This window comes from Pseudomonas sp. GW822-FHT04H02 (genome assembly GCF_058800645.1).
The window spans coordinates 415164-441060 of record NZ_JBXAMM010000004.1; the positions used below are offsets into that span (position 1 = coordinate 415164).

Annotated in this window: 19 protein-coding genes and 2 pseudogenes; 17 read left to right on the forward strand and 4 right to left on the reverse strand. The window is 63.0% G+C overall.

The genetic code is table 11. The annotated features are described in order from the left end of the window. The first annotated feature begins 70 nt into the window (after window positions 1-70). On the forward strand, window positions 71-292 hold the full coding sequence (locus AC1RMG_RS19305) for a DUF2970 domain-containing protein (protein ID WP_015636084.1): 222 nt from the start codon (window positions 71-73) through the stop codon (window positions 290-292). A 7-nt stretch (window positions 293-299) separates the two neighbouring features. On the opposite strand, the gene AC1RMG_RS19310 is transcribed toward AC1RMG_RS19305, so the two are convergent. Further along, window positions 300-1385, reverse strand: a complete 1086-nt coding sequence (locus AC1RMG_RS19310) for an ABC transporter substrate-binding protein (protein ID WP_493169963.1) — start codon at window positions 1383-1385, stop codon at window positions 300-302. Window positions 1386-1981: 596 nt separating this feature from the next. On the opposite strand from AC1RMG_RS19310, the gene AC1RMG_RS19315 reads away from it, so the two are divergent. Together AC1RMG_RS19315 and AC1RMG_RS19320 are read left to right on the forward strand one after the other, a co-directional pair. Further along, window positions 1982-3640, forward strand: coding sequence for a nitrite/sulfite reductase (locus AC1RMG_RS19315; protein WP_011061941.1), 1659 nt, complete (start codon window positions 1982-1984; stop codon window positions 3638-3640). Further along, window positions 3624-4118 (forward strand): DUF934 domain-containing protein, encoded by a 495-nt coding sequence (locus AC1RMG_RS19320; protein ID WP_011061942.1) that lies wholly within the window; start codon window positions 3624-3626, stop codon window positions 4116-4118. Before AC1RMG_RS19315 ends, AC1RMG_RS19320 begins: the two co-directional genes overlap by 17 nt. 484 nt (window positions 4119-4602) lie before the next feature. On the opposite strand, the gene sohB is transcribed toward AC1RMG_RS19320, so the two are convergent. Then, window positions 4603-5637 (reverse strand): protease SohB, encoded by a 1035-nt coding sequence (gene sohB / locus AC1RMG_RS19325; RefSeq protein ID WP_041118900.1) that lies wholly within the window; start codon window positions 5635-5637, stop codon window positions 4603-4605. A 203-nt stretch (window positions 5638-5840) separates the two neighbouring features. On the opposite strand from sohB, the gene AC1RMG_RS19330 reads away from it, so the two are divergent. From AC1RMG_RS19330 to AC1RMG_RS19340, 3 genes and pseudogenes are all read left to right on the forward strand, one after another. Then, a complete protein-coding gene (locus AC1RMG_RS19330; RefSeq protein ID WP_019094330.1) occupies window positions 5841-6551 on the forward strand; it encodes a histidine phosphatase family protein in 711 nt (236 codons plus the stop codon). Between the two features lie 51 nt (window positions 6552-6602). Then, entirely contained in the window at window positions 6603-6917 is a 315-nt protein-coding gene (locus AC1RMG_RS19335; protein WP_011061945.1) for an SCP2 sterol-binding domain-containing protein, read from the forward strand. 261 nt (window positions 6918-7178) lie between these two features. Next, window positions 7179-8768, forward strand: a pseudogene (locus AC1RMG_RS19340) (hydrogenase maturation protein); the annotation flags it as partial. Between the two features lie 12 nt (window positions 8769-8780). On the opposite strand, the pseudogene AC1RMG_RS19345 reads toward AC1RMG_RS19340, so the two are convergent. Next, window positions 8781-8879: pseudogene (locus tag AC1RMG_RS19345) on the reverse strand (hypothetical protein); the annotation flags it as partial. Between the two features lie 213 nt (window positions 8880-9092). On the opposite strand from AC1RMG_RS19345, the gene AC1RMG_RS19350 reads away from it, so the two are divergent. After that, window positions 9093-12374, forward strand: a complete 3282-nt coding sequence (locus AC1RMG_RS19350; RefSeq protein WP_015636090.1) for an AAA family ATPase — start codon at window positions 9093-9095, stop codon at window positions 12372-12374. Here AC1RMG_RS19350 and AC1RMG_RS19355 read toward each other — a convergent pair. Next, on the reverse strand, window positions 12365-14992 hold the full coding sequence (locus AC1RMG_RS19355) for an MGH1-like glycoside hydrolase domain-containing protein (protein ID WP_493169966.1): 2628 nt from the start codon (window positions 14990-14992) through the stop codon (window positions 12365-12367). The two genes, AC1RMG_RS19350 and AC1RMG_RS19355, sit on opposite strands and share 10 nt — an antisense overlap. A 200-nt stretch (window positions 14993-15192) precedes the next feature. On the opposite strand from AC1RMG_RS19355, the gene AC1RMG_RS19360 reads away from it, so the two are divergent. The 10 genes from AC1RMG_RS19360 (at window position 15193) to AC1RMG_RS19405 (ending at window position 25816) form a co-directional block, all read left to right on the forward strand. Next, on the forward strand, window positions 15193-15468 hold the full coding sequence (locus AC1RMG_RS19360; RefSeq protein WP_493169968.1) for a hypothetical protein: 276 nt from the start codon (window positions 15193-15195) through the stop codon (window positions 15466-15468). Window positions 15469-15866: 398 nt separating this feature from the next. Continuing rightward, window positions 15867-16637 (forward strand): FadR/GntR family transcriptional regulator, encoded by a 771-nt coding sequence (locus AC1RMG_RS19365; protein WP_072449937.1) that lies wholly within the window; start codon window positions 15867-15869, stop codon window positions 16635-16637. A gap of 102 nt (window positions 16638-16739) precedes the next feature. Continuing rightward, entirely contained in the window at window positions 16740-17942 is a 1203-nt protein-coding gene (locus AC1RMG_RS19370; RefSeq protein ID WP_072449936.1) for an ABC transporter substrate-binding protein, read from the forward strand. A 70-nt stretch (window positions 17943-18012) separates the two neighbouring features. Beyond that, window positions 18013-18873: a branched-chain amino acid ABC transporter permease gene (locus AC1RMG_RS19375; protein ID WP_011061951.1), complete on the forward strand. Its 861-nt coding sequence runs from the start codon at window positions 18013-18015 to the stop codon at window positions 18871-18873. Between the two features lie 2 nt (window positions 18874-18875). Then, window positions 18876-19886, forward strand: a complete 1011-nt coding sequence (locus AC1RMG_RS19380) for a branched-chain amino acid ABC transporter permease (RefSeq protein WP_041118906.1) — start codon at window positions 18876-18878, stop codon at window positions 19884-19886. Next, window positions 19883-20644, forward strand: coding sequence for an ABC transporter ATP-binding protein (locus AC1RMG_RS19385; protein WP_493169971.1), 762 nt, complete (start codon window positions 19883-19885; stop codon window positions 20642-20644). The genes AC1RMG_RS19380 and AC1RMG_RS19385 overlap by 4 nt, the downstream gene beginning before the upstream one ends. Next, window positions 20644-21339 (forward strand): ABC transporter ATP-binding protein, encoded by a 696-nt coding sequence (locus AC1RMG_RS19390; protein WP_053152508.1) that lies wholly within the window; start codon window positions 20644-20646, stop codon window positions 21337-21339. The genes AC1RMG_RS19385 and AC1RMG_RS19390 overlap by 1 nt, the downstream gene beginning before the upstream one ends. Before the next feature lie 13 nt (window positions 21340-21352). Beyond that, complete coding sequence (locus tag AC1RMG_RS19395) at window positions 21353-22633, forward strand: Zn-dependent hydrolase (protein ID WP_169893477.1); 1281 nt, start codon at window positions 21353-21355, stop codon at window positions 22631-22633. Then, window positions 22630-24042, forward strand: coding sequence for an amidase (locus tag AC1RMG_RS19400; RefSeq protein WP_401025099.1), 1413 nt, complete (start codon window positions 22630-22632; stop codon window positions 24040-24042). The genes AC1RMG_RS19395 and AC1RMG_RS19400 overlap by 4 nt, the downstream gene beginning before the upstream one ends. A 379-nt stretch (window positions 24043-24421) precedes the next feature. Further along, complete coding sequence (locus tag AC1RMG_RS19405; protein ID WP_493169974.1) at window positions 24422-25816, forward strand: amidase; 1395 nt, start codon at window positions 24422-24424, stop codon at window positions 25814-25816. Window positions 25817-25897: the final 81 nt, after the last annotated feature.

Genomic DNA, 25897 nt, shown 5'->3' on the forward strand with positions numbered 1-25897 from the left:
CCTGCAACCGCCCGCCACCCCGGGCGGCATTGTCTATGCTCTGTTGACACCCAACCGTGTCGAGGGATTTATGGACGATCCAAGCAAGGACAATCAGCCTCCGACCTTCCTGCAGATGCTGCAAAGCGTGCTGGCCGCCGCCTTCGGCGTACAGAGCGGGAAGAACCGCGCCCGCGACTTCAGCCACGGCAAGCCCAGCCACTTCATCGTGCTGGGCATTCTGTTCACCACCCTGTTTGTTCTGGTGCTGCTGGGCATCGCCAACCTGGCGATGCACCTGGCGGGGGTCTGAAGCGGCGTCAGCGCAGCAACAGCTGCAAACCGAAGGGATAGCGGTAGCTGTCCGGCTTGCCTTGGGCGGACAGCCCGCGAAAATCGACCCTGGTGCCCACCTGATCCCCCAGGCGCAACAACTGCCGGGCCTGGGCCGGGGTCAATGCCTGGAACAGCGACAGCTGCCAATCCGGCCCGCCCAGGCGCCGGGCGTCCAGCCCCAGGGCATCATCGTGCAACGCCACCAGGGCCCAGCCCCCCAGGGTGAAGTGCCCCGCCTCCAGCACCGACAACTTGCCGTCGATCAGGGCCTGCAAGGCCTCGGGCGAACTGTTGACTCCACTGAACAGCAGATCCGTTCCCGGCTTGCGGCCCAGTTCCCGGGCCGCTTGCATGGCCCCCAGGGCCATTTCGTCATTGGCCGACCAGACCAGTTGGGTTTTCGGGTAGCGCTTGAGCAACTGTTGCGCCTGGAGGTAAGCGCGCTCCCGGTTCCATTCGCCATAGACCAACTGACGCAAATGCACCTGCGGATGTTCGGCCAGGGCCCGGCGCAGACCGCGCTCGCGCAACTGCGCCGCAGGTGTGACCTTGAGCCCGGAAAATGCCAGGAGTTCGATGCCGTGCCCTGCCGGGACCGGCTCAAGCTTGTGCAGCAGCTCCTTGAGCATGCGGTAGCCGGCTTCCTCATCGTCGCCCACCATGCTGCCGATCCAGTCCGAATAGTTCTGCCGGCTCTGCCCGATCAGCTCCCGCTGGTCCAGGGTCAAAGGGCTGTTGACGATAAACAGCTTGATCCCGGAGCCCTGGGACAGACGCAGGATCTGCGGAGCCACGTACTGTTCGTTCACCAGCATCAGGTAATCGGGTTTGTCGCGGCCCTGGAACAGCTCCCGGGCCTGCTGCAGAGTGTTCTGCGGATCGCGCTCGGCATAGAGGATGCGCAGGTCAAGCCCCAGGTCCCGGGCCGCGGCCTGCATGAACTGCGAATAACTGACCCAGAAGGTCTCCGTGGAATTGCCGGGATTGAGAAACACCACCGATGTGGCATGAGCGACCGCCCAGAACGGCAGACTCAGGCACAACAGCCACTTGCACAGACGCTTGAACATTACGAGAAGAGCCCCAGAATTTCGCCCAGGCAGTATAACTGGCAAAGTGCTGGCCAACGGCGGCAAATTGTCATGATTGTCCGACAATTCAGGCTCTTTTTTATCGCTCGACTACTGGTGACTGACCCAGAACACGGCCGTACCCACGACCAGTATGATCAGAAAGAGAATGGCCCAAGCATCAACGCTACTGTCACTTTTCCTTACTTTGGTTGGATGGCTCATAGCATCGCCTCTAGTAGATTTTGTCGGTGACTGCTCAAAGACTCGTCCACAGTTAAGACCAGGATTGCCCCTACCACAAATGGGGTTACTCTCACGCCCCTACCGTTAGTCGTTTTGGTTCTGTGCATATACTCAAACATCACTTTTGCGCATAACCGCAAACTGGTATCGTTCGGCGGCTCCGTTGGGAGTGCGCGGCCGTGCGCGCAGATTTGCTTACATGGGTGGCGTGAAGCGTGAACGAAGGCAAGACGAGGTGAGACCGGCGAAAACCGCGCTGGACGCCAGTCCGAGCAGCGTACCGAAGCCGTTCACCGCAGTATTTGCCAAGTGCGCTTGAGCGCCGCCTGTAGCCTGAGAACTGGACCTATATGTACGTATACGACGAGTACGATCAGCGGATCATCGAGGACCGCGTCAAGCAGTTCCGTGATCAGACCCGACGCTATCTGGCAGGCGAGCTGAGCGAAGAAGAATTCCGCCCCCTGCGCCTGCAGAATGGCCTTTATATCCAACGTTTTGCCCCGATGCTGCGGGTCGCCGTGCCTTACGGCCAACTGACCTCGCGCCAAGCGCGGATGATGGCCAAGATTGCCCGCGACTACGACAAGGGCTACGCGCACATCAGCACCCGGCAGAACGTGCAGTTCAACTGGCCGGCCCTGGAAGACATCCCGGACATCCTCGCCGAACTGGCCACCGTGCAGATGCACGCGATCCAGACCAGCGGCAACTGCCTGCGCAACGTCACCACCGACCAGTTCGCCGGTGTCGCCGCCGACGAGCTGATCGACCCGCGCCCCTGGTGCGAGATCGTCCGCCAGTGGACCACCTTCCACCCGGAATTTGCCTACCTGCCGCGCAAGTTCAAGATCGCCATCAACGGCTCGACCTCTGACCGCGCGGCCATCGAAGTCCATGACATCGGCCTTGAGCCTGTGTACAACGCCGCCGGTGAGCTGGGTTTCCGCGTGCTGGTGGGTGGCGGCCTCGGCCGTACCCCGGTGGTCGGTGCCTTCATCAACGAGTTCCTGCCGTGGCAGGACCTGCTGAGCTACCTCGACGCCATCCTGCGGGTCTACAACCGCTACGGCCGGCGTGACAACAAGTACAAGGCGCGGATCAAGATCCTGGTCAAGGCCCTGACCCCTGAAGTGTTCGCCGAGAAGGTCGAGGCCGAGATGGCCCACCTGCGCGGCGGCCAGACCACCCTGACCGATGCCGAAGTGCATCGCGTGGCCAAGCACTTCGTCGACCCGGACTACAAGACCCTGAGCAACCAGGACGCCGAACTGGCCGCCCTGGACCAGCAGCACCCGGGCTTTGCCCGCTGGCGCACGCGCAACACCCTGGCCCACAAGAAGCCGGGCTACGTGGCCGTGACCCTGTCGCTCAAGCCCACCGGCGTAGCGCCGGGAGACGTCACCGACAAGCAGTTCGACGCCATCGCCGACCTGGCCGACCGTTACAGTTTCGGCCAGCTGCGCACCTCCCACGAGCAGAACATCATTCTCGCCGACGTCGAGCAGAGCCAACTGTTCACCCTGTGGGGCGAGTTGCGGGAGAACGGCTTCGCCACGCCGAACATCGGCCTTTTGACCGACATCATCTGCTGCCCGGGCGGCGACTTCTGCTCCCTGGCCAACGCCAAGTCGATCCCGATCGCCGAATCCATCCAGCGCCGTTTCGACGACCTGGACTACCTGTTCGACATCGGTGAACTGGACCTGAACATCTCCGGTTGCATGAACGCCTGCGGCCACCACCACGTGGGCCATATCGGCATCCTCGGGGTGGACAAGAAAGGCGAGGAGTTCTACCAGGTGTCCCTGGGTGGCAGCGCCAGCCGCGACGCCAGCCTGGGCAAGATCCTCGGCCCGTCCTTCGCCCAGGACGACATGCCCGACGTGATCTCGAAGCTGATCGACGTGTACGTGGAACAACGTACCGAAGACGAACGCTTCATCGACACCTATCAACGTATTGGCATCGACCTCTTCAAGGAGCGCGTCTATGCAGCGAATCATTAAGAACAACGAGGTCATCGACGAAACCTGGCACCTGCTGCCCAAGGACGCGACCCTCGACGGCATTTCCAACTGCGACGACCTGATCGTGCCACTGGCCCTGTGGCGCGAGCATGCCCACGCCCTCAAGGCCCGCGATGGCGGCCTGGGTGTATGGCTGGATGCGGACGAAGAAGCCGAGGAAATCGGTGACGACGTCGAGCAGTTCCAGGTGATTGCCCTGAACTTCCCGGCCTTCACCGATGGCCGCAACTACTCCAACGCCCGCCTGCTGCGTGACCGCTACGGCTACAAGGGCGAGTTGCGAGCGATTGGCGACGTGTTGCGCGACCAGCTGTTCTACCTGCACCGCTGCGGCTTCGACGCCTATGCACTGCGGGCCGACAAGGACCCCTACGAAGCCTTGGAAAGCCTCAAAGACTTCTCGGTGACCTACCAGGCCGCCACCGACGAACCGCTACCGCTGTTCCGTCGCCGCTAAGCCCTGGCGCCAACAAAAAGCCCTGGAACGGTTTCCCGCTCCAGGGCTTTTTTGTTTCCGCGCCTCCCACCTACCGCAGGAACCGGCTTGCCGGCGAAGAGGCCCTCGGGCCTTGTGCAAAGCTTGCAACCGCCTTCGCTGGCAAACCAGCTCCTACAGCAGACGCCCGCAAACGACGCACTCCCTGTACGAACCGGCTTGCCGGCGAAAGGGCCCTCGGGCCTTGTGCAAAGCTTGCAACCGCCTTCGCTGGCAAGCCAGCTCCTACAGCAGACGCCCGCAAACGACGCACTCCTGTAGGAGCCGGCTTGCCGGCGAAAAGGCCCTCGGGCCTTGTGCAAATCTTGCGATCGCCTTCGCTGGCAAGCCAGCTCCTACAAAGCCAGCTCCTACAAAGCCAGCGCCTACAAAGCCAGCTCCTACAAAAAGCCAGCGCCTACAAAGCCAGCTCCTACAAAAAGCCAGCGCCTACAAGGCCGGGGGGTTACCAGAAGCGCTGTTGGGTCAGGCGGCTCCACCAGGTCAGCAGCACGCGGTCGATGGAGCCGCTGGCCGCCAGCCCTACCCGCTCTTGCAGGCTCTTGCGCTCGGCATAGTGCAAGTGGAAGACCTCGGCACTCTTGGCCTTGTCCGCCAGGTATTCGTCACTGGTCTGCAACTCGTCCACCAGCAGTTTTTCCTGCGCCGCCACGCCCAGCCAGACTTCACCAGTGGCCACTTCATCAATGGCCAGTTGCGGGCGATAGCGGGAAACGAAGTTCTTGAACAGTTGATGGGTGACGTCCAGGTCTTCCTGGAATTTCTCCCGGCCCTTCTCGGTATTTTCGCCAAACACCGTCAAGGTGCGCTTGTACTCACCAGCGGTCAGCACTTCGAAATCGATGTCGTGCTTCTTCAGCAGGCGGTTGACGTTGGGCAACTGGGCCACCACGCCAATGGAACCGAGGATGGCGAACGGCGCGCTGATAATCTTTTCACCGATGCAGGCCATCATGTAGCCGCCGCTGGCCGCTACCTTGTCGATGCACACCGTCAGCGGCACGCCAGCCTGGCGGATACGCGCCAGCTGCGACGAAGCCAGCCCGTAGCTATGGACCATGCCGCCACCGCTCTCCAGGCGCAGCACCACTTCATCCTTGGGCGTTGCCAGGCTCAGCAGGGCAGTGATTTCATGGCGCAGCCCTTCGGTGGCCGAAGCCTTGATGTCGCCATTGAAGTCCAGCACGAAGACCCGGGGCTTGGCCTCGGCCGGCTGTTTCTTGTGCTTCTTCTGGCTCTTTTCGGTCTTGCTCTTGGCCTTGCGCAGGGCCTTGAGCTGATCCTTGTCCAGCAGGCTCTGCTCCAGGCGCTCGCGCAGCTCCTTGTAGAAATCATTCAGCTTGCTGACCTGCAACTGCCCCACACCCTTGCGCCGCCCCTTGCTGCGCAGCGCAGCGGCGGTGATCAGCACCACCAGGATGGCGACCACCAGGGTCACGGTCTTGGCCAGGAAACTGGCATATTCGGCGATAAACTCCACAGGGACTCCTCAAACATGGACCGCTGCCAACGAGCGGCGTAATGGGCTAAAGCATACCGGCGCGACTGGTCGGCCACCAGTCGGGAAACCTTGTGTAACCAAGCTCCAACAATCATTTCAAACAAGCGTATGTTTTTTCATTGACAGCTCACCGGCATCCTCATAACCTCGCAAAACTTTCAACGTACCGGGATGACGCGGACGTGGGCAGCATCTACTTGATTCGACATGGCCAGGCCTCCTTCGGTGCAGACGACTACGACGTGCTGTCGGCCACTGGCGTGCGCCAGGCGGCGGTGCTCGGCGAACACCTGGCAGCGCTGGGCATCGGCTTCGATCGCTGCCTGTCCGGCGATCTGCGGCGCCAGCAGCACACCGCCCAGGCCGCTCTGGAACAGATGAGCGCCGCAGGCTTTGACAGCCCGGCCCTGGAAATAGATTCCGCCTTCAACGAATTCGATGCCGACGCCATCATCCGCGCGCTGCTGCCCGACCTGCTGCCCCAGGAACCCGAAGCCCTGAACATCCTGCGCAACGCCGCGCAGAACCGCGGTGAGTTCCAGCGCATCTTCGCCCTGATCATCCAGCGCTGGCTGGCCGGCACCTACGACCCGCCGGGCCTGGAAAGCTGGCTGGGTTTTGTCGAACGCGTCCAGGGCGGCCTGCAACGGATTCTCGAAGCAGCCAACAACCAGCAGAAGATCGCCGTGTTCACCTCCGGCGGCACCATAACCGCCCTGCTCCACCTGATTACCCGGATGCCCGCCCAGCAGGCTTTCGAACTCAATTGGCAAATCGTCAACACCTCGCTCAACCAGCTGAAGTTCCGCGGTCGCGAGGTGTCCCTGGCTTCCTTCAACGGTCATGCCCATCTGCAACTGTTGAAGGCCCCGGAGCTCATCACCTTCCGTTGAGCCCGGCTTACTGTGACCCTTGCTGTAACCACCCCATAAAAGGATCGAACCATGACCTCCGTAGCTGACGCCGTACAAGCCATGCAAGCCAAGTTCAACCCAGCTGCCGCTGCCGGCCTGGACCTGGTTTTCGGTTTCCGCATCGATGACTCCAAGCACTTCTCGCTGGTCGTCAAGGACAGCACCTGCGAACTCAAGGAAGGCGAGAACCCGGACGCCCAGGTCACCCTGGTGATGGACGGCGAGACCCTGGACGGCATCGTCAGCGGCGAGACCGACGGCATGCAAGCCTTCATGGGCGGCAAGCTGCGCGCCGAAGGCGACATGATGCTGGCCATGAAACTGAGCGAGCTGTTCCCAGCCTAAGACCGCGCAAGGTCCGGCTGTACCCGAATCCCGCCCCTGTGGCGGGATTCGTCGTTTCTGGCTGCCGCAACCGCTCTGGCCCGTGCCTTTGCCCTGAATCAATACCGCTGGGCGGCTGGCATTTCAGGCGAGACGCTTGATTGATCTCGGTCAGTTCCCACCCCGCAACGCCCCTCTACTCTTGCGCCTTCCATCGCGGCCAGGGACGGCTCAGCCGGAGCCACCTGCCATACCGCCATCACTCACGGAAGAGTCTGCATTATGCGATCACTGAAGATCATCCTGCTGTCTACCGCCTTCAACGGCCTGACCCAACGCGCCTGGCTCGACCTGCGCCAGGCCGGCCACCGCCCCAGCGTGGTGCTGTTCACCAGCGAAGAAGAGGTCTGCCGGCAGATCGAAGAGGCCGAGGCCGACCTGGTGATCTGCCCGTTCCTCAAGGACCGGGTCCCCCAGCAACTGTGGAGCCATCCCAAGCGCCCGGTGGTGATCATCCACCCGGGTATCGTCGGCGACCGCGGGGCCAGCGCCCTGGACTGGGCCATCAGCAAGGAACTCAAGCGCTGGGGCGTCACCGCGTTGCAGGCGGTGGAAGAAATGGACGCCGGGCCGATCTGGTCGACCCACGAATTCAACCTGCCCGCCGGGCTGCGCAAGTCCGAGCTGTACAACGGCCTGGTGAGCGACGCGGCGATTCACTGTATCCGCGACGTGGTGGAGAAATTCCGCAACGGCTACACCCCCCAGCCCCTGGACTACGACAAACCCTCGGTCCTCGGGCGCCTGCAACCGAACATGAAGCAATCCGACCGCACCTTCAGCTGGCACGACAGCGCCCAGTTCATCAAGCGCAGCATCGATGCCGCCGACGGTCAGCCCGGCGTCCTGGCCAGCCTCGCCGGCGGCCAGTACTACGTGTACGACGCCCACCTGGATTCGCGCACCGGCATGCCCGGGCAACTGCTGGCGGTGCACGACGACGCAGTACTGGTGGCCTGTGGCGATCACAGCCTGTGGATCGGCTCCCTGCGCCAGAAGCCCCAGCCTGGCGAAGAAACCTTCAAGCGCCCCGCCCGCCACGTGCTCGGCGAGCGCCTGGCCGATGTCCCGGTGCTGGACTGGTCGGTGGCCAACAGCCCGTTCAGCACCGAGGCCTACCAACCTATCCGCTACCGCGAAACGGGCAAGATCGGCGAACTGACCTTCGAGTTCTACAACGGCGCCATGAGCACCGAACAGTGCCAACGCCTGGTCAGCGCCCTGCGCTGGGCCAAGGCCCGGGACACCCAGGTGCTGCTGGTGCGTGGCGGCCGCGGCGCCTTCAGCAACGGCGTGCACCTCAACGTGATCCAGGCCGCCGAAGTACCGGGCCTGGAAGCCTGGGCCAATATCCAGGCCATCGACGACGTCTGCCTGGAACTGCTCACCGCCCGCCAACTGGTGGTCAGCGGCCTGACCGGCAATGCCGGCGCCGGCGGCCTGATGCTGGCCCTGGCCGCGGACGTGGTCCTGGCCCGCGCCGACACCGTGTACAACCCCCACTACAAGAGCATGGGCCTGTACGGCTCAGAGTACTGGACCTACAGCCTGCCCCGCGCCGTCGGCCAGGCCATGGCCAAGCAGTTGACCGAAGCCTGCCTGCCCATCAGCGCCCTCCAGGCCCTGCAGATGGGCATGGTGCAGGAGATCGGCCCGCGCTGCCCGGACGAGTTCGGCCTGTGGCTGCTGCAACGGGCCAACGGCGTTCTCAACGACCCGCGCTACCAGCACCTGCGCCAGCGCAAGCTGGATGCCGACCCGCAACTGATGCAGCACTGCCGCAACGCCGAGCTGGAAGAGATGCACATGGACATGGTGCAGAACCGCAAGGGCTTCGCCGAGAAGTGCAGCAACTTCGTCTACAAGCGCAAGACCTGCTGCACCCCGGAGCGGCTGATCGAAGCCTGGGCGCTGCCGCAGCCCGCCACTTTGATCGTCCGATCAGCCTAGCCGTCGGATCTGCTCGTCCACTCACGCCACGCAGCCGCAAAGGCTGCGTGGCGTGCGGTCACATGAAACGCAACACAAACACCACCAGCAACAGCCAATGGTTCAGCGACTCTGATGCGCATTGAGCCCCATGATCTTGCGTAGCTATGCTAGCGTCTATCAACTTCCTTCTACCTGCTCAAAACTATGCCAACCCAAAACAAACTGCATTGGCTGCATCTGTCAGATATCCACTTTCATAAAAATACCGCCTGGTCCGATAACCACACCCACAGCAGGCTGCTGAGTTTCTTGGAGCGCAAGTTCCAAGCCAACGATCTGCCAAAGCCGCAGTTGATTTTCTGCACCGGCGATATCGCATTTGGGCAGACAGCGGATTGTCCAATGGCCGAGCAGTACCAGCCGGCAAAGCAGTTCTTCGATCAGTTGCTGGCTCTTTGCGGCCTGGAGCGGGATCGACTGTTCGTGGTACCCGGCAATCATGATGTGAACCGCAAGAAAGTACTCCAGGGCCAACAGCGTCACCTGTGGGAAATGGCCAAAAACCCCGTGCAGTACACCCGGGAAATCAGTTCCCGATTTGCCAGCCTGTCTGCAGAGTTCAAAGAGGACATGCGGCGAATGGAGGACTATGGCGTCTTTGTCGCCGAGTACCTGCCGCATCAGCATGATCCCGTGCGACACCTCTACGCGCGGCAGGTCACGGTGAATGGCATCAAGGTCGGAATTGCAGGCTTCAACTCCGCATGGAGCTGCTTCAACGACAGCGATAAAGGGCAGATGTGGCTGGGAGCAGAATGGCAGTTCAACCACATGCATGGAGCCCTGGAAGGCGCAGACCTGAAAATCGGTCTAATTCATCATCCCCGGGACTGGTTCAATCAGGCCGAAACCCAGATCATCAAACAGCGCAAGGCCCATGACTTCCAGTTCTGGTTGCATGGACATAGCCATAATCCCTGGCTCGAGCCTGGGCAACGGTTGATCAAGCTGGAAGCAGGCGCCATTGGTGCCGATACCGATGACCAGTTCGGCTTCAATCTTGTCAGTCTCGACCTGCAACAGGGCAGCGGAGTCGCCCATCTGTTCGAATACAAGAACGGCTGGAAGGTACAAACGGTTGCCGATATGGCGGAAGACGGGCATTGGCACTTCAAGCATTCGGCCCTGGTAGCTCCGAGCTCAGAGGTTTCGGACAGCACGGAAACGCCGCCATTGCCCACCCCGGAAAATCCTCCAGCTGAAGAAGCTCCAAAGCCGACGGAGTTATTCGGTCGTGACAAGCTGATCGCCAGTCTCACCACAGCACTCAAGGAAAAGCCTTGCATTGCGCTGCACGGTCTTAGTGGTAACGGCAAGACCACGCTGATTAAAGCACTGCACCGGCAAGCAGCATTTCAAAGAACCGTTTTTGTAGATATTCATTCAAGCCGTCAGATGACCGCCGGCGAACTGTTTCGTCGTTTGCTGGACGCACTGAGTAACCGACGTGAAGATCCACAGCCACCCAGTGGAAGCGTCGAGGAACAGGCGAAAGAGCTCAAACGACTGTATCCCCATGCCCAGACTGCGTTCATCTGGATCAATGGCGCCCATTTGCTGTTTGAAAATGCGCAATGGCGTAACCCACAGATTCACACGCTGCTAGCAGCCTTGAGGCAAGCCTTTCCTGACTGGCGGTGGGCCTATGAGCTCAGCGAAAAGCCGGAAGAAGGCAGCTTCGGTCGCGATTGCACGATACAGGAAATACCAGGACTCGACCGGGCAGGTCTCGCAGCCCTTCTGGCAGCCAGGGCTCCCAATGAAAAAAAAGCCGAATGGACTTATACCGGCAATAACTTGAAAGCGCTCTACCAGTGGCTAGGTGGCGGTCAAGGAGGCACCGCCCATACCTTGGCAATCGAATTGCTCGCCACAATCGCGATAGAAAGGAAAAGCTCGCCCTTGGCGGTCTACCAAAACCTTCGCCAGGAAGTCATCGAACGCCTGGATGAAAAGCTGCTGAGCATTATTCACGATGAAGTACTCAGTGGTGCCGAGCAGCAATTGCTGAAGGTACTAGCCCTCTACCGCAACTCAATTCCACAGGACCATGCCGACTATCTTGAAGACCGTCTTTGTATCAAAGACGCTTGGCAAAACTTGAGAAGGCGTGGCCTGCTTCCTCTCGACAACAACAAAGACCACTACCTTCATGGATTCATCGCCAGTTGGACGCGGCAAAAAAAAATGGCGATCAAAGACGCAGAGCTCACTCCCGACTACGCAGAAAACATTCCGGAGAATGTAGCGCAAATGCATCTATTGATCGCCCAATGCTGGCAACGTCAGATCGGTCGTCAGAAAGAGCAAATCAATTTCCAACGTGCCAATGAAACCTTTTACCACCTGCTATGTTGCAACGAACTGGGAAACATCGAGGAGTGGATCGATCACCTGGTCGGAAAGGATACAGGCTGGAGCAACGAAGCTCTTTGGGCCATCTACCACCGTCGTCGCAATGCCAATGAGTCGATTGAAAGGCAGCAGGAAGTCTTGCAGCTACTGACCAACATTCATCCTCGCGAACACATGGCACAGCGCTTCCTTGGCGAATGCCTGCAGAAGACCAAGGGCAAAAGCTGCAACGAAGCCTTACAGGCTTTCGAACGTGCGCTGGAGCTCAGCCCACAATTCCCGCCCTATCTGGCCAATCTCGGCAAACTCCTTCTGGGTCGAGGCAAAAGTGGCGCTGAGGAGTTCCTGCGACGCCTTGAGGAGCACCAAGAAGCCTACCCGGAAGCAATCGACCACCACGTTCAGTCCATCCAGAATCGCTGCCAGCAGCTGGTAGGGGATGAGAATGAGGCAGCACTTCAACGCCGCCAAGCCATAAACAATGGCAGCAAAAACCCAGCTTTCTACAACGAAGAAGCCAGATACCAGTTGGAACAATGCAATGATGCCAACGAGGCACTGCGCCTATTGGATCTTGCCGACAAACACCAGTGCTCCAACGATTACAGCATTACCCTTCGGGGCAAAGTGCTAGAGAAACTAGATCGTGCCGCAGAAGCCTCCGATCAACGTCGTCAGGTTATCGACAGTGGCAGCAAGAACACCGTGATCTATAACGACGAAGCCCAATACCAATTGGACCAATGCAATGACGCTGAAGAAGCTCTGCGCATTTTGGATCTTGCTAACAAACACCAGTGCATCCCTGATAACTACATCGAGAACATTCGTGGCAAGGTGCTTGAGAAATTGAATCGTGGCACAGAAGCTTCCTCGTTACGAATGACCAGAATCAAAGCAGGCACTCGCGATCCGGTGCTATACGCAGATGAAGCGAGCTACCAAATGGAGAAGCTGAACAATCCTGAGGAAGCCCTACGTCTGCTGGATCTAGCTTGCATGCACAACTGCGACAATCACGTCACTCAGAACATTCGGCGCACAGCATTGCTGCGTAAAAATCAGCGCTGAAGCAGCAACGCCACCAGCGCCGTCCAGCCGGTCTGGTGGCTAGCCCCCAGGCCGCGCCCGGTTTCGCCATGGAAGTATTCATGGAACAGCACCAGCTCGCGGTCCTCGGCCTCCACCTGCAACTGCGGGTAGCCGCTCATGGACGGCCTGCGCCCGTCCTCGTCCAGCAGAAACAGTCGCGTCAGGCGCTGGCTCAAGCCGTCGGCCACCTCCTCCAGGGACGCCAGATACCCGGAGCCCCGCGGGTACTCCACCGAGAAGTTGACGTCGTAATAGCGGTGAAACTCGCGCAGGGATTCGATCAGCATGTAGTTGATCGGCATCCACAACGGCCCGCGCCAGTTGGAGTTGCCGCCGTACAACCGTGAATCGGACTCCGCCGGCTCATAGCGGGCGCACAACTGCTTGCCGTCCACCTGCATGGCGAACGGCTGCTCGAAGGCCTTGGACAGGGAGCGGATACCGAAGTCCGAGAGGAACTCGCTTTCATCGAGCATGCGCTTGAGCAGGTCCTTGGTGCGTTCGCCGCGCAACAGCGCCAGGAGCATGCGGTTGCCCTTGCCCGGCTCGTACCAGCGCGAGACCAGGCTCGCCAGGTCCGGCCGGTGATGCAAAAAACCCAGCAGGCGCTGGGCCAGCCCCGGCAGGTTTTCGTGCTCATGCTGCTCCAGCACCTGCACCGCGAACAGCGGCATCAGGCCGACGATGGAGCGCAGGCGCAGGGGTTCGTTCTGCCCATCAGGGCGATGCAGCACGTCGTAGAAGAACTGGTCCTGTTCGTCCCACAGCCCCTCGGCGCTTTCATCCACGCGGTTGATGGCCCCGGCGATATACAGGAAGTGCTCGAAGAACTTCACCGCAATGTCCACGTACACCCCATTGCGCTTGGCCAGTTCCAGGGCGATGCGCATCAGGTCCAGGGCATAGGCCGCCACCCAGGCCGTACCGTCGGCCTGGTCCAGGGCGAAACCTTCGGGCAAGGCGGCGGAGCGGTCGAACAGGGCGATATTGTCCAGGCCGAGGAAGCCGCCCTGGAACAGGTTGCGGCCTTCTGCGTCCTTGCGGTTGACCCACCAGGAAAAATTCAGCAGCAGCTTGTGGAAGATGCGTTCGAGAAAATCCAGGTCACCGACGCCAGTCAGGGACTTTTCCTGCTGGTAGACCCGCCAGCAGGCCCAGGCGTGCACCGGCGGATTGGCGTCGTCAAAACGCCACTCGTACGCGGGCAACTGGCCGTTGGGATGCATGAAACGATCCTTCACCAGCAGCAATAACTGCTGCTTGGCAAAGCCGGGATCGATCAGGGCAAAGGCTACCGCCTGGAAACCCAAGTCCCAGGAGGCATACCAAGGGTACTCCCAGGTGTCGGGCATGGAGACGATGTCGCAGTTGGACAGATGGCGCCAATGGGTATTGCGCAGGTGCTCGCGCGCGCTCGGCGGCGCCGGCTGGCCGGGATCACCATCAAGCCACTGGTTGACGTCGAAGTAGTACAGCTGCTTGGACCACAGCAACCCCGCCAGGGCCTGGCGCTGGACATTGCGCGCGTCGCTACTGGCGATACCTTGCTGCAACGCCCCGTAGAACTCATCGGCCTCGCGCCGGCGCTGCTCGAACAGGCGGCGGGCGCTGACCGGTTCGCTACCGGCCGGGGCAAAGCGCAGGAACAGGCGCTTGCTCTCGCCGCCCGCCAGATCCAGGACGAAGTGCGCCGCCACCCGGGTGCCGCCATCGAAACTCACCGCACTGGCCTGTCCATCCACCAGGTAATCGTTGAAACCATCCTTGAACGGCCCGGGTGACGCCAGCCCGTCCAGCTTGGGGAAATTGCTGTCGTTGTTGCAGAACAGCCACTGGCAGGGCTCGGCCCCCCAGGCGGTGATCTGCCGGTCGGGCAGTTGCCCATGCCGCGCCAGCACCTTGTCGCCCTCCAGGCGCAGGCTCGGCCGCGGTGCGTCGCCGCCCCAGCTCCAGGTGTTGCGCGCCCAGACCTGGGGCAGCACCCGCAGCCGCGCCGGCTGGTGGAAACGGTTGTGCACGGTGATGTGCATGAAAATGTCATCGGCCGTGTGCTTGGCGTATTCCACCGTCACGTCGAAGTAGCGGTTGTCCTCGAAAACCCCGGTATCGAGGATCTCGTACTCGGTGTCGTTCAGGCCGCGACGGGCGTTTTCCGCCACCAGGTCGGCATAGGGGAAAGCCGCATGGGGGTACTTGTAGAGCATGCGCATATAGGCATGGCTGGGCACGCCGTCGAGGTAGAAGTACAGCTCCTTGACGTCCTCGCCGTGGTTGCCCTCGGCATTGTTCAGGCCGAACAGACGCTCCTTGAGAATGCTGTCGTGTTCATTCCACAGCGCCAGCCCCAGGCACCAGTGCTGGGCCTTGTCGGAGAACCCGGCCAGCCCGTCCTCGCCCCAGCGGTAGGCGCGGCTGCGGGCATGTTCGTGGGGGAAGTAGCTCCAGGCGTCGCCATCGGCGCTGTAGTCCTCGCGCACCGTGCCCCACTGCCGCTCACTCAGGTACGGCCCCCACTGGCGCCAGTGCTCGGCGTCGCTGCCTTGCAGGCGCCGGCCCTCAACCGTATCGAGAATGCTGGTGGTGGATTTTGCCGGCATCGGGGAGTGTCCTTGACCATGGAGGTGACTTGCAGTGTAGGAGCAGCCCGTCTCGCTGCCCCGTGACAAATGTTTCACGGTACGAAGGCCCGAGGTGCCTAAAAACCCACGAGGCATCCGGGCCAGAGCCATTACGGCTAAATTTTTCGCCCCTGGCTCGTTATAATCGGCAACCCTTTTATGGCAATGCGGATTCAATGATGTTCAGTTGCAAAGCGTTTTTCCCGGGCGCACTGCTCGCGGCAGCCTTCTCGACCCAGGCTGAAGGCCTTGACCTGAGCTACCCGCAGCCCCCGTTACCGGCCCCCCCCATCCAGACCCCGGCGCCCCAGAGCGACATGCCCACCTTCAAACTGCAATTCAAGCCAGGCATCAGCTACGAGCACCATTGCAGCGGCCAATGCACCTACGAAACCAATATCGACCAGTTGCACGACCGCGAAACCCGCCACAGTTCAATCATCGGCTTCGACTGAGCCCGGCCATTAAACCTGCGGCGCGCTTGATCCACACTCGCGCTCCTGAGTCCTACAGCAAACTCAGGAAGTCCTGCCCTGCCGGCGAAGTGGCCTGCAACCTTGTGCAAGCCTTGCGACCGCCTTCGCTGGCAAGCCAGCTCCTACACAAGCGTCCGGCATCGCGCAAAATTCCGTAGGGACCGGCCTGCAGGCGAAGAGGCCCTGAGGCCTTGTGCAAACCTTGAAGCCAGCTCCTGCGGGTTTCGTGAGGGTTGGACGGGGGTGGAGGCCGCTCGGTTGTCCAGCTACGACCCCTCAACACCAAAAACGACACCCCCTGACCCCAGGCAGTTGACGCGCTGCCCTCATCTCTATTTATTACTATTTATCCGCATTAATACGATAAATAGCCGCCCATGCTGAAACGCCCCGTTCGCCGCAAACGCCAGAAGCTTTCCGACGTGATTGTCGAGTCGGTGAAGCGTTCCATCGTCACCGATGCCCTGCGCCCCGGGGACCGCTTGCCCACCGAGAAGGAGTTGATGGAAAGCTTCCAATGCTCCAAGGGCTCGGCCCGGGAAGCGCTCAAGGCGCTGGAGGTGGAAGGCCTGGTCAACACCCGCACCGGGCCCAACGGCGGCGCCTACCTGAACCAGGCCGGCACCGAGCCGGCCAGCCGCGCGCTGCGCAACTACCTGCACTTCCAGCACATGGACGGCGAGCAGGTCTATCAGCTGCGCAAGGTGATCGAGGTGGAGCTGGCGGTGTCGGTGATCGGGCGCTTGAGCGAGGCAGATTTCAAGGCCCTGCAGGACAATATCGACTTCTGCAGCCAACCCGAGGACAGCGAGGCCGGCCAGCGCGAGCAGCGCATCGCCGAGCTGGAGTTCCACAACCTGCTGGGGCGAGCCTGCCCCAACCCGCTGCTGAGTTTCATGGCGCAGTTTCTCAACGATTTGCTGCGCGACCTGGTGGTGCTGAAGAAGGCCTACAAGCCCAAGCGCAAGCAGTTCGACGCCGCCAACCTGGATTACCACAAACGCTTGCTGCTGGCCTTGCGCGCCGAAGATGAAAGCGCAGTGCGCCAGTTGATGCACGAACACATGTGCGACGCCGAGCACCACATGACCGCCCTGGAAGGCGAAGTCACCCAGCACTTCCTGCTGGAGTTCGACCACCACCGATAGCGCCCGCCGTCCACCGCTTTGCCAATAACAAGCCTGAACACAGGCTGCTACGTCGATTCGCCATTGCCACTCCTGCCAATAACTAAACCAGGGAGTTACCCCATGCAGCGTCGTACGTTGTTGAAAGCCGGTCTGGCCGTTAGCGGTGCCCTCAGCCTCGGGCTGGGGGTGCGCAACGCCTTTGCCGCCGAACCCTTTACCTTTTACGGTTTGAAGTCGATGTCCGGCGCCTTTGCCAGCTACGGCAAGTTCGCCGACATGGGCTCACGACTGGCGGTGGAGCAGTACCCGACCCTGCTGGGGCGACCGCTGCACTACAAGGTGATCGACACCGAGGGCAACGCCGGCAAGGCGGTGCGCCGGGTCCAGGAGGCGATTGCCCAGGACGGCGCGCGGTTCTTCCAGGGCTGCACCCTGTCGTCTTCGGCGCTGGCGGTGGCCAAGGAGGTGGGCAAGGTCGGCGGGGTGTTCATGACCCCGGTGGGCGCCGATGAGGTCACCGGCAAGGACTGCAATGCCTCGACCTTTCGCTGGTCGGTGCCGACCTACGGCGCCATCCGCGAAACCATGGTGCCGCTGATCAAGTTGCTGCCCGAGGCCAAGCGCTGGTACACCATCACCCCGCAATACGTGTTCGGCGAAGCCCTGCTGGAAGGGGCGAAGCAGGTGTGTGCCGAACACGGCATCGAGCACATCGGCAACAGCTACCACTCCTTGCAGGAGCAGGAGTTCTCCGGCTACCTGACCAACGCCATCGCCGCCCGCCCTGATGTGCTGGTGCTGTTGAACTTCGGCAGCCAGTCATCCAACGCCCTGCGCCAGGCGGTGAACTTCGGCATCAAGGAACGCATGAAGGTGCTGCTGGTATGGTCCGCCGGGCTCGACCAGTTCCAGGAGCTGGGCAGCGACGTCTTGGAAGGCGTCTACCTCGGCGCGCAGTACTGGCATCAGGTGGACACCCCGCTCAATCGCGAACTGGTGAAGCTGACCCAGGCCAAGTACGGCATCAACCCCACCTACCCGCTGGCCGCCGACTACATCGGCAGCAAGATCATCCTCGACACCATTGCCGCCACCGGCAGCTTTGACGGCGCTACCGTGGCCAAAGCCATGCAGGGCCTGACCTACCAGGGCCCCACCGGCGAGGAGAGCATCCGCGCCGGCGACCATCAGGTGATCAAGGATTACTACCTGCTGGTGGGCAAGGCCGCCGCCACGATGCGCGACAAGGACGACCTGGCCGAAGTGCTCAGCGCCGGTCGCTCGTTCCCGGATGTCAGCGCCACCGGCTGCACCCTGGCCTGACGCTCGACACTTCTATCGCTGGCTACAGGCAGCGGGCTCCGTCCAAGGGCTCCCTGCCGAGGGTTCCTGCATGCTTAATTTGTACCTGTTCCAGATCCTCAACGGCCTCGGGCTGGGGATGATCTACTTCCTGATCGCGGTGGGCCTGACGATCATTTTCGGCCTGCTGAACTTCGTCAACTTCGCCCATGGCGCGTTCTTCGTGCTCGGCGCCTACATCTGCTACACCGCCGTCAGCCTGACCGGCAACTTCTGGCTGGCCCTGGTGCTAGCGCCCCTGGTGGTGGCGGCCCTGGCCTGGATCATCGAGCGCCTGTTGATCCAGCGCATCTACCACTTGCCGCACATGTTCCAGATCCTGGTGACCCTGGGCATCGCGCTGATCATCCAGGAAGCCAGCGTGATGATCTGGGGCCCGGTGGGCAAGGCCGTGGCGGTGCCGGAACTGCTGCGCGGGGTGCTGGTGATCGGCGACTTCGTCTACCCCTACTACCGCCTGTTCCTGATCCTGTTCTCGGCCCTGGTGGGGCTGGGCCTGTGGCTGCTGCTGGAGCGCACGCGCTTCGGGGCCCTGGTGCGGGCCGGCAGTGAAAGCACCGAGACCGTGTCGCTGCTGGGCACCAATATCTTTCGCCTGTTTTCCATGACCTTCGCCCTCGGCGTGGCCCTGGCCGGGATCGCCGGGGTGCTGTTCGCACCCTTGCGCGGCGCCCAGCCCTTTGTCGGCCCGGAGATTCTCGGGGTGGCCTTCGTGGTGGTGGTGATCGGCGGCATGGGCTCGTTCGGCGGCGCCCTGGTGGGCGGTCTGCTGGTGGGGGTGGTGCAAAGCCTGATGACCAGCCTCTGGCCCCAGGGCGCCAGCCTGATGATCTACGGCGCCATGGCGGCAGTCATTCTGGTGCGTCCTTACGGCCTGTTCGGGAGAGCATGATCATGAGCGAGAAAAACCCCCTGCCCTTTGCCAAGACTCAATCGCGCGGCCTGCTGTGGCTGGTGATCGCGGTGCTGATCGGCCTGCCTCTGGTGCTGCCGTCGGCGACCCTGGCCAGCGAGATCCTGATCTTCGCCCTCGCCGCACTGGCCTGTAACCTGCTGCTGGGCTACACCGGGCTGCTGTCGTTCGGCCAGGGCATCTTCTTCGGCGCCGGTGCCTACTGCGCCGCCCTGTTGATGATCCATCTGCAGCTGGGGCTGTTCAGTGCCCTGCTCGGCGCGGCGCTGGTGGGAGCCTTGCTGGCACTGCTGGTGGGCGCCCTGGCGATCCGCCGCACCGGCATCTACTTCGTCATGCTGACCCTGGCCTTCAGCCAGATGGCCTACTTCATCGCCTACACCCTCAGCGACTGGACCGGCGGCGACAACGGCCTGCTCAGCGTGCCGCGCCCGGAGATCCGCATCGGTGACACAGTGCTGCTGTCCCTGGCCGACGCCCGCTATTTCTACGGCTTTGTCGCGGTGCTGTTCCTGCTGATCTTCATCGGTGCCCGGCGGGTGATCGCCTCGCCGTTCGGCAGCACCCTGATGGCCATCCGCGAGAACGAAACCCGCGCCGCCGCCATCGGCTACGACACCCGGCATTTCAAGATCCTGGTGTTCATGCTCTCCGGCGCGGTCACCGGGATTGCCGGGGCGCTGTACGCCATGCTCCTGCACTTCGTACCGCTGTCGAACATCGACCTGGCGATGTCGGAAAACATCCTGATCATGACCATCGTCGGCGGCACCGGCTCGCTGTTCGGTTCCCTGCTCGGCGCCGGCGCCATCGTGCTGCTGGGCGAGTTCCTCTCCGAGCTGTGGCCACGCTGGCTGATTCTGCTGGGGGTGATCCTGATCCTGGTGGTGGTGTTCATGCGTGGCGGTTTGTGGGGCGGTTTGTCGAGCCTGGTGGAACGCCTCAAAGGTTCACGCAAGACGGCCTTGCTGGCCGAGGAGAAACGCTCATGAGCAAGCCTGCGCAGTACCTGCTGGAAACCCAGAACCTGGAGCTGGCCTACGGTGCCTTCCACGCGGTCAACGGGGTCAACCTCAAGGTCGAGGCCGGCACCATCCACACCATCATCGGCCCCAACGGCGCCGGCAAGACCAGCCTGTTCCACTGCCTGACCGGCGAACGCCAGGCCACCGCCGGGGCCATCCGTTTCAACGGCAAGAACATCATCAAGAAACCCGTCCACGGCCGGGTCGGCCTGGGCATGGCGCGTTCCTTCCAGCTCACCAGCCTGTTCCAGAACCTCAGCGTGCGGGAGAACCTGCGCCTGGCCGCCCAGGGCCGCGACGGCCTGGGAGCGCTGAACTTCTGGCGCCACGTGGACAGCCGTCGCGAGCACCTGGAGGTGGCCGACCAGGTGCTGGAACGCCTGCAACTCACGGCCCGGGCCCAGACCCTGGCCGGCGAGCTGTCCCACGGCCAGCAACGGGTGCTGGAAGTGGGCATGTCGATCTGTTCGAAACCGCAATTGCTGATGCTCGACGAGCCCACCTCGGGCATGGGCATCGATGACATCCCGATCATGACCCAACTGATCAGCGACCTGGGCCGCGACCACACGGTGCTGCTGATCGAACACAACATGAGCATCGTCATGTCCATCAGCCAGCGCATCACCGTGATGAGCCACGGCCAGATCCTGGTCGAGGGCACGCCGGAAGTGGTGCGCGCCGATGAGCGTGTGCGTGTCGCCTACCTGGGAGAAGCCGCCTGATGCTGACCGTCGAGAACATCCATTCCTACTACGACAAGAGCCACGTGCTCGAAGGCGTCTCGCTCAAGGTGGAGGCCGGTGAACTGGTGACCCTGCTGGGGCGCAACGGCGCGGGCAAGACCACCACCTTGCGCAGCATCCTGGGGATCATCTGCCCGCGCCAGGGCCAGATCCACTTCAACGGCCAGCAACTGGTGGGCCAGAAGATCTTCGAGATCGCCCGCCAGGGCCTGGCCCTGGTGCCGGAACACCGGGGCATCTTTCGCCTGCTCAGCGTCGAGGAAAACCTGCGCATCGCCCAGCGCAAGGCCAGCCGCTGGCAACTGGACGACATCTACCGAATGTTTCCGCGGCTCAAGGAACGCCGCAAGAACGCCGGCCACGCCCTGTCCGGTGGCGAACAGCAGATGCTGGCCATCGCCCGTGCCCTGCTCAATGACCCCAAGCTGCTGATCCTCGACGAACCCACCGAGGGCCTGGCGCCGGTGATCGTCGACGAGCTGGTGAAGATCCTGCGCACCCTCAAGGAAGACGGCCTGCCGGTGCTGCTGGTGGAACAGAACCTGATGGTCTGCGACAAGCTCGCCGACCGTCACTACGTGCTCGAACAGGGCCGCGTGGTCTACCAGGGCAGCGCCGCCGAATTTCGCGCCGACCCGACCATCAAGAACCGCTACCTGGCCCTGAGCGCCTGACGGGAGAAACGCCATGAACAGTCGACTGGACCCACTGCAGTCCTTGCAAAGCAATGCCCCGCTGATCAACCGCGAGCGCCTCTGGCAGTCCTTGATGGACCTGGCCCGACTGGGCGCCACCGCCAAGGGCGGCGTGTGCCGCCTGGCCCTCACCGACCTCGACCGCCAGGCCCGTGACCTGTTCGTGCGCTGGTGCGAAGAAGCCGGCTGCAGCGTCAGCGTGGACGGCATCGGCAATATCTTCGCCCGCCGCGCCGGGCGTGACCCGAACCGCGCCCCGGTGATGACCGGCAGCCATATCGACACCCAGCCCACCGGCGGCAAGTTCGACGGCTGCTACGGGGTGATGGCCGGGCTGGAGGTGATCCGCACTCTGAACGACCTGGGCCTGGAAACCCAGGCGCCGATCGAAGTGGTGGTCTGGACCAACGAGGAAGGCTCGCGCTTCCCGCCGTGCATGATGGGTTCGGGGGTGTTCGCCGGCAAGTTCGACCTCGCCGAGACCCTGGCCAAGCAGGACGAACAGGGCCTGTCGGTGGGCGCCGAGCTGCAGCGCATCGGCTATGCCGGTCCGCGTGCGGTACTCGGCCACCCGGTGGGCGCCTATTTCGAAGCGCATATCGAGCAAGGGCCGGTACTGGAAGACCGCCAGACCACCATTGGCGTGGTCATGGGCTGCCTGGGCCAGAAGTGGTTCGACCTGACCCTGAGCGGGGTCGAGGCCCACGCCGGGCCGACGCCGATGCACCTGCGCAAGGACGCCCTGGTGGGCGCGGCGCAAGTGGTCAGCGCGGTCAATCGCATCGCCCATGCCCATCAGCCCCATGCCTGCGGCACCGTGGGCTGCCTGAGCCTGCACCCGGGCTCGCGCAACGTGATCCCCGGGCAGGTGCAGATGACCCTCGACCTGCGCCACCTGCACGCCGATCGGTTGCAAGCCATGGTCGATGAAGTGCGCCAGGTGATCGAAGACAGCTGCCGCCAGCACGGCCTGACGTTCGAGCTGACCGCCACCGCCGATTTCCCGCCGCTGGACTTCGACCCCGCCTGCGTGGCCGCCGTGCGCCAGGGCGCCGAGCACCTGGGGCTGAGCCACATGGACATCGTCAGCGGCGCCGGGCACGACGCGATCTTCATCGCCGAGCTGGGCCCGGCAGGGATGATCTTCGTGCCCTGCGAGGGCGGCATCAGCCACAACGAAATTGAAAACGCCGCGCCCCAGGACCTGGCCGACGGCTGCGCGGTCCTGCTGCGGGCCATGGTCAATGCCGCTCAAGGAGCTCAATCGCTATGAAGCAAGCCACTGACATCGCCGCCCTGAGCGGCGTCGAACTGCTGCGCCATTACCGTGACAAGCGCCTGTCACCGGTGGAGGTCACCGAGGATGCCCTGGCGCGTATCGAGCGCTTCAATCCGCTGGTCAACGCCTATTGCCATATCGACCACCAAGGGGCCCTGGACGCGGCACGAGCCTCCGAACAGCGCTGGCTCAAGGGCCAGCCCTGCGGCGCCCTGGACGGCTTGCCGGCGTCGATCAAGGACCTGACCCTGACCCGTGGCATGCCCACCCGCAAGGGCTCGAAAACTACCTTGGCCGCCGGCCCCTGGGAAGTCGACGCGCCCTTCTCCGGCTTCATGCGCGCGGCCGGCGCGGTGCTGCTGGGCAAGACCACCACCCCGGAATTCGGCTGGAAAGGCGTGACCGACAACCCTTTGTACGGCATCACTCGCAACCCCTGGGACACTCGCCTGACGGCCGGCGGTTCCTCCGGCGGCGCAGCGGCGGCGGCCTCGCTGAACCTCGGCGTGTTGCACCAGGGCAGCGATGCCGGCGGATCGATCCGCATTCCCTGCGCCTTCACCGGCACCTTCGGCATCAAGCCGACCTTCGGCTACGTGCCGCAGTGGCCGGCCAGTGCGATGAACATCCTCTCGCACCTGGGGCCGATGACCCGCAGCGTCGATGACGCCGTGCTGATGCTGCAGACCGTGGCCCGTCCGGATGCCCGTGACGGCCTGCTCGGCGCACCGCGCAGCACGCCCTGGTTACCGGAAAATGCCAGCCTCAAGGGTCTGCGCATCGCCTACAGCCCGGACTTCGGCTACGTCAAGGTCGACCCGCAAGTGGCGCGAGTGGTGGCCCGGGCGGTGGAGCGCCTGGCGCAACTGGGGGCACAGATCGAGCAGGTCGATCCCGGTTTCAGTGATCCCCTGGAGATGTTCAATACCCTGTGGTTCTCCGGAGCGGCGCGCCTGACCGCAGCCCTCAGCCCCGCCCAGCGCGCCTTGCTGGACCCGGGCCTGCTGCGCATCGCCGAACAGGGCGAAGGCATCAGCCTCAGCGACTACAGCGCCGCCCTGGAGGCGCGCGCCGCCCTGGTGGCCCACATGGCCGCCTTCCATGAGCGCTACGACCTGCTGCTCTCGCCCATGCTGCCCCTGACTGCGTTCGCCGCCGGACACAACGTCCCACCGGGCTCGGGCCTGGGGGAATGGATGGAATGGACGCCCTTCAGCTACCCCTTCAACCTGACCCAGCAACCGGCGGCTTCACTGCCCTGCGGCTTTGCCGACGACGGCCTGCCCGTGGGCCTGCACGTAGTGGGCGCACGCTTTGCCGACGAGCAAGTGCTGCGCTTGTGCCGGGCCTATGAGCAAGCGTTCCCCAGCCCCCACCCCCAAGCCCCCGTCCTGCGACACTGACCCGGGCGAAATCCCGTAGGAGCCGGCTTGCCGGCGAAGAGGTCCGCGGGCCTTGTGCAAACCCTGAGGCCGCCTTCGCGGGCAAGCCCGCTCCTACACCTGGTTCCGGCATCGTGCAGAATCCCGCAGGAGCCGGCTTGCCGGCGAAGAGGCTCGCGAGCCTTGGGCAAACCTTGAGGCCGCCTTCGCGGGCAAGCCCGCTCCTACAGAACGTCGCGATTGGGTGGGGCCGTATTCAATCGGGCCAAGGGATACGCCGCTGCAGTGCTCACAAAAACGCAACACCAGGCTGCGTCCTTTGTGATGGTTGGGCTAGGGTGGAAGCGATACAGTCGGGCCATCAGCAACCCGACTGACGCCCGACACAAGGATGCGTTCGATGACTGATTTGCACGATCTATCCACCACCCAGCTGCTGGCGCAATTCGCCAGCCGCACCCTCTCGCCACTGGACTACTACGAGCATCTGCTGGCCCATATCGGGCGCTGGGAGCCGCATATCCGTGCGCTCTACGCCTTCGATCCGGAGCAGGTGCGCCTGCAGGCCCGGGCCGCCACCGAGCGCTGGAACAAGGGCGCCCCCAACGGCCCGCTGGACGGGATTCCAGTGACGATCAAGGAACTGATCGCCACCCAGGGCACGCCGATTCCGCTGGGCAGCGCGGCCACCACGCTGAAGCCGGCGTTGCAGGATGCGCCACCCGCCGCGCGGATGCGTGAGGCCGGGGCGATCATCCTGGCCAAGACCACGGTGCCGGATTTCGGCATGTTGTCCTCGGGGTTGTCGAGCTTCCACGGCATTACCCGCAACCCCTGGAACACCGCCTGCAATACCGGTGGCTCCAGTTCCGGCGCCGCTGCGGCCGCCGCGGCCGGTTATGGACCGCTGCACATCGGCACCGACATCGGCGGCTCGGTGCGCCTGCCGGCCGCCTGGTGCGGGCTGGTGGGGTTCAAGCCGACCCTGGGGCGGATTCCCATCGACCCGTATTACACCGGACGCTGCGCCGGGCCCATGACCCGCAGCGTCGATGACGCGGTGCTGATGATGCGCTATCTGGCCAGACCCGATGCCCGGGACGCCACCAGCCTGCCGCCCTTGACCGGCGACTGGAGCGATGCGCCGGTGTCGGTCAACGGCTTGAAGATCGGCCTGATGCTGGAACCCGGCGCGGGGCTGCAGCCGGAAGGTTTTGTCTGCGCGGCGGTGGAACAGGCTGCGCGGCTGTTCGAAAGCCATGGCGCCCAGGTCCGCACCCTGGCACCGATCATGGACCGCGCTCAGCTGGACGGCCTGGACCGCTTCTGGCGTGCCCGACAATGGGCGGAACTCTCGGCCCTGGGCGCCGAACAGTTCGCCAAGGTGCTGCCCTACATTCGCGACTGGGCGGCGCCGGGGGCCGACTTGTCCGGGGTCGAGGCGGTGCTGGGCTTCAACCAGACCTTCGAGATGCGCCGGCGTGCCGCACAGGTGTTCAGCGAGTTCGACCTGGTGTTGTCGCCCACCAACCAGGTCAACCGCTTTCCCGCCCAGTGGCCGTCACCGAGCAACGACCCGCAGCAACCGTTCGAGCACATCGTCTTCACCCTGCCCTGGAACATGGGCGAACAACCGGCGCTGTCGATCAACTGCGGTTTTGCCGCCGATGGCCTGCCCATCGGCCTGCAGATGATCGCCCCGCGCTTTGCCGATCAATGGCTGCTGCAAGTGGCCAAGACCTATGAGAGCTGGCGTGGAGCGATCCACAACTGGCCGAACCCGCCGTCCCACTGATACACCGAAACTGCCACCTTCACCCCAGCCCCGGGCCTTGCCGCCCGGGGCCTGGGCAACCTATGAATAAAAATTCGAGGG

Bases quoted from the DNA above. Each gene is read 5' to 3' on its own strand.
- AC1RMG_RS19385 (WP_493169971.1), top strand. From the start codon at position 19,883: ATGAGCAAGCCTGCGCAGTACCTGCTGGAAACCCAGAACCTGGAGCTG.
- AC1RMG_RS19305 (WP_015636084.1), top strand. From the start codon at position 71: ATGGACGATCCAAGCAAGGACAATCAGCCTCCGACCTTCCTGCAGATG.
- AC1RMG_RS19405 (WP_493169974.1), top strand. From the start codon at position 24,422: ATGACTGATTTGCACGATCTATCCACCACCCAGCTGCTGGCGCAATTC.
- AC1RMG_RS19360 (WP_493169968.1), top strand. From the start codon at position 15,193: ATGTTCAGTTGCAAAGCGTTTTTCCCGGGCGCACTGCTCGCGGCAGCC.
- AC1RMG_RS19370 (WP_072449936.1), top strand. From the start codon at position 16,740: ATGCAGCGTCGTACGTTGTTGAAAGCCGGTCTGGCCGTTAGCGGTGCC.
- AC1RMG_RS19355 (WP_493169966.1), bottom strand. From the start codon at position 14,992: ATGCCGGCAAAATCCACCACCAGCATTCTCGATACGGTTGAGGGCCGG.
- AC1RMG_RS19380 (WP_041118906.1), top strand. From the start codon at position 18,876: ATGAGCGAGAAAAACCCCCTGCCCTTTGCCAAGACTCAATCGCGCGGC.
- AC1RMG_RS19395 (WP_169893477.1), top strand. From the start codon at position 21,353: ATGAACAGTCGACTGGACCCACTGCAGTCCTTGCAAAGCAATGCCCCG.
- AC1RMG_RS19375 (WP_011061951.1), top strand. From the start codon at position 18,013: ATGCTTAATTTGTACCTGTTCCAGATCCTCAACGGCCTCGGGCTGGGG.
- AC1RMG_RS19320 (WP_011061942.1), top strand. From the start codon at position 3,624: ATGCAGCGAATCATTAAGAACAACGAGGTCATCGACGAAACCTGGCAC.
- AC1RMG_RS19350 (WP_015636090.1), top strand. From the start codon at position 9,093: ATGCCAACCCAAAACAAACTGCATTGGCTGCATCTGTCAGATATCCAC.
- AC1RMG_RS19315 (WP_011061941.1), top strand. From the start codon at position 1,982: ATGTACGTATACGACGAGTACGATCAGCGGATCATCGAGGACCGCGTC.
- AC1RMG_RS19310 (WP_493169963.1), bottom strand. From the start codon at position 1,385: ATGTTCAAGCGTCTGTGCAAGTGGCTGTTGTGCCTGAGTCTGCCGTTC.
- AC1RMG_RS19390 (WP_053152508.1), top strand. From the start codon at position 20,644: ATGCTGACCGTCGAGAACATCCATTCCTACTACGACAAGAGCCACGTG.
- AC1RMG_RS19335 (WP_011061945.1), top strand. From the start codon at position 6,603: ATGACCTCCGTAGCTGACGCCGTACAAGCCATGCAAGCCAAGTTCAAC.
- AC1RMG_RS19400 (WP_401025099.1), top strand. From the start codon at position 22,630: ATGAAGCAAGCCACTGACATCGCCGCCCTGAGCGGCGTCGAACTGCTG.
- AC1RMG_RS19365 (WP_072449937.1), top strand. From the start codon at position 15,867: ATGCTGAAACGCCCCGTTCGCCGCAAACGCCAGAAGCTTTCCGACGTG.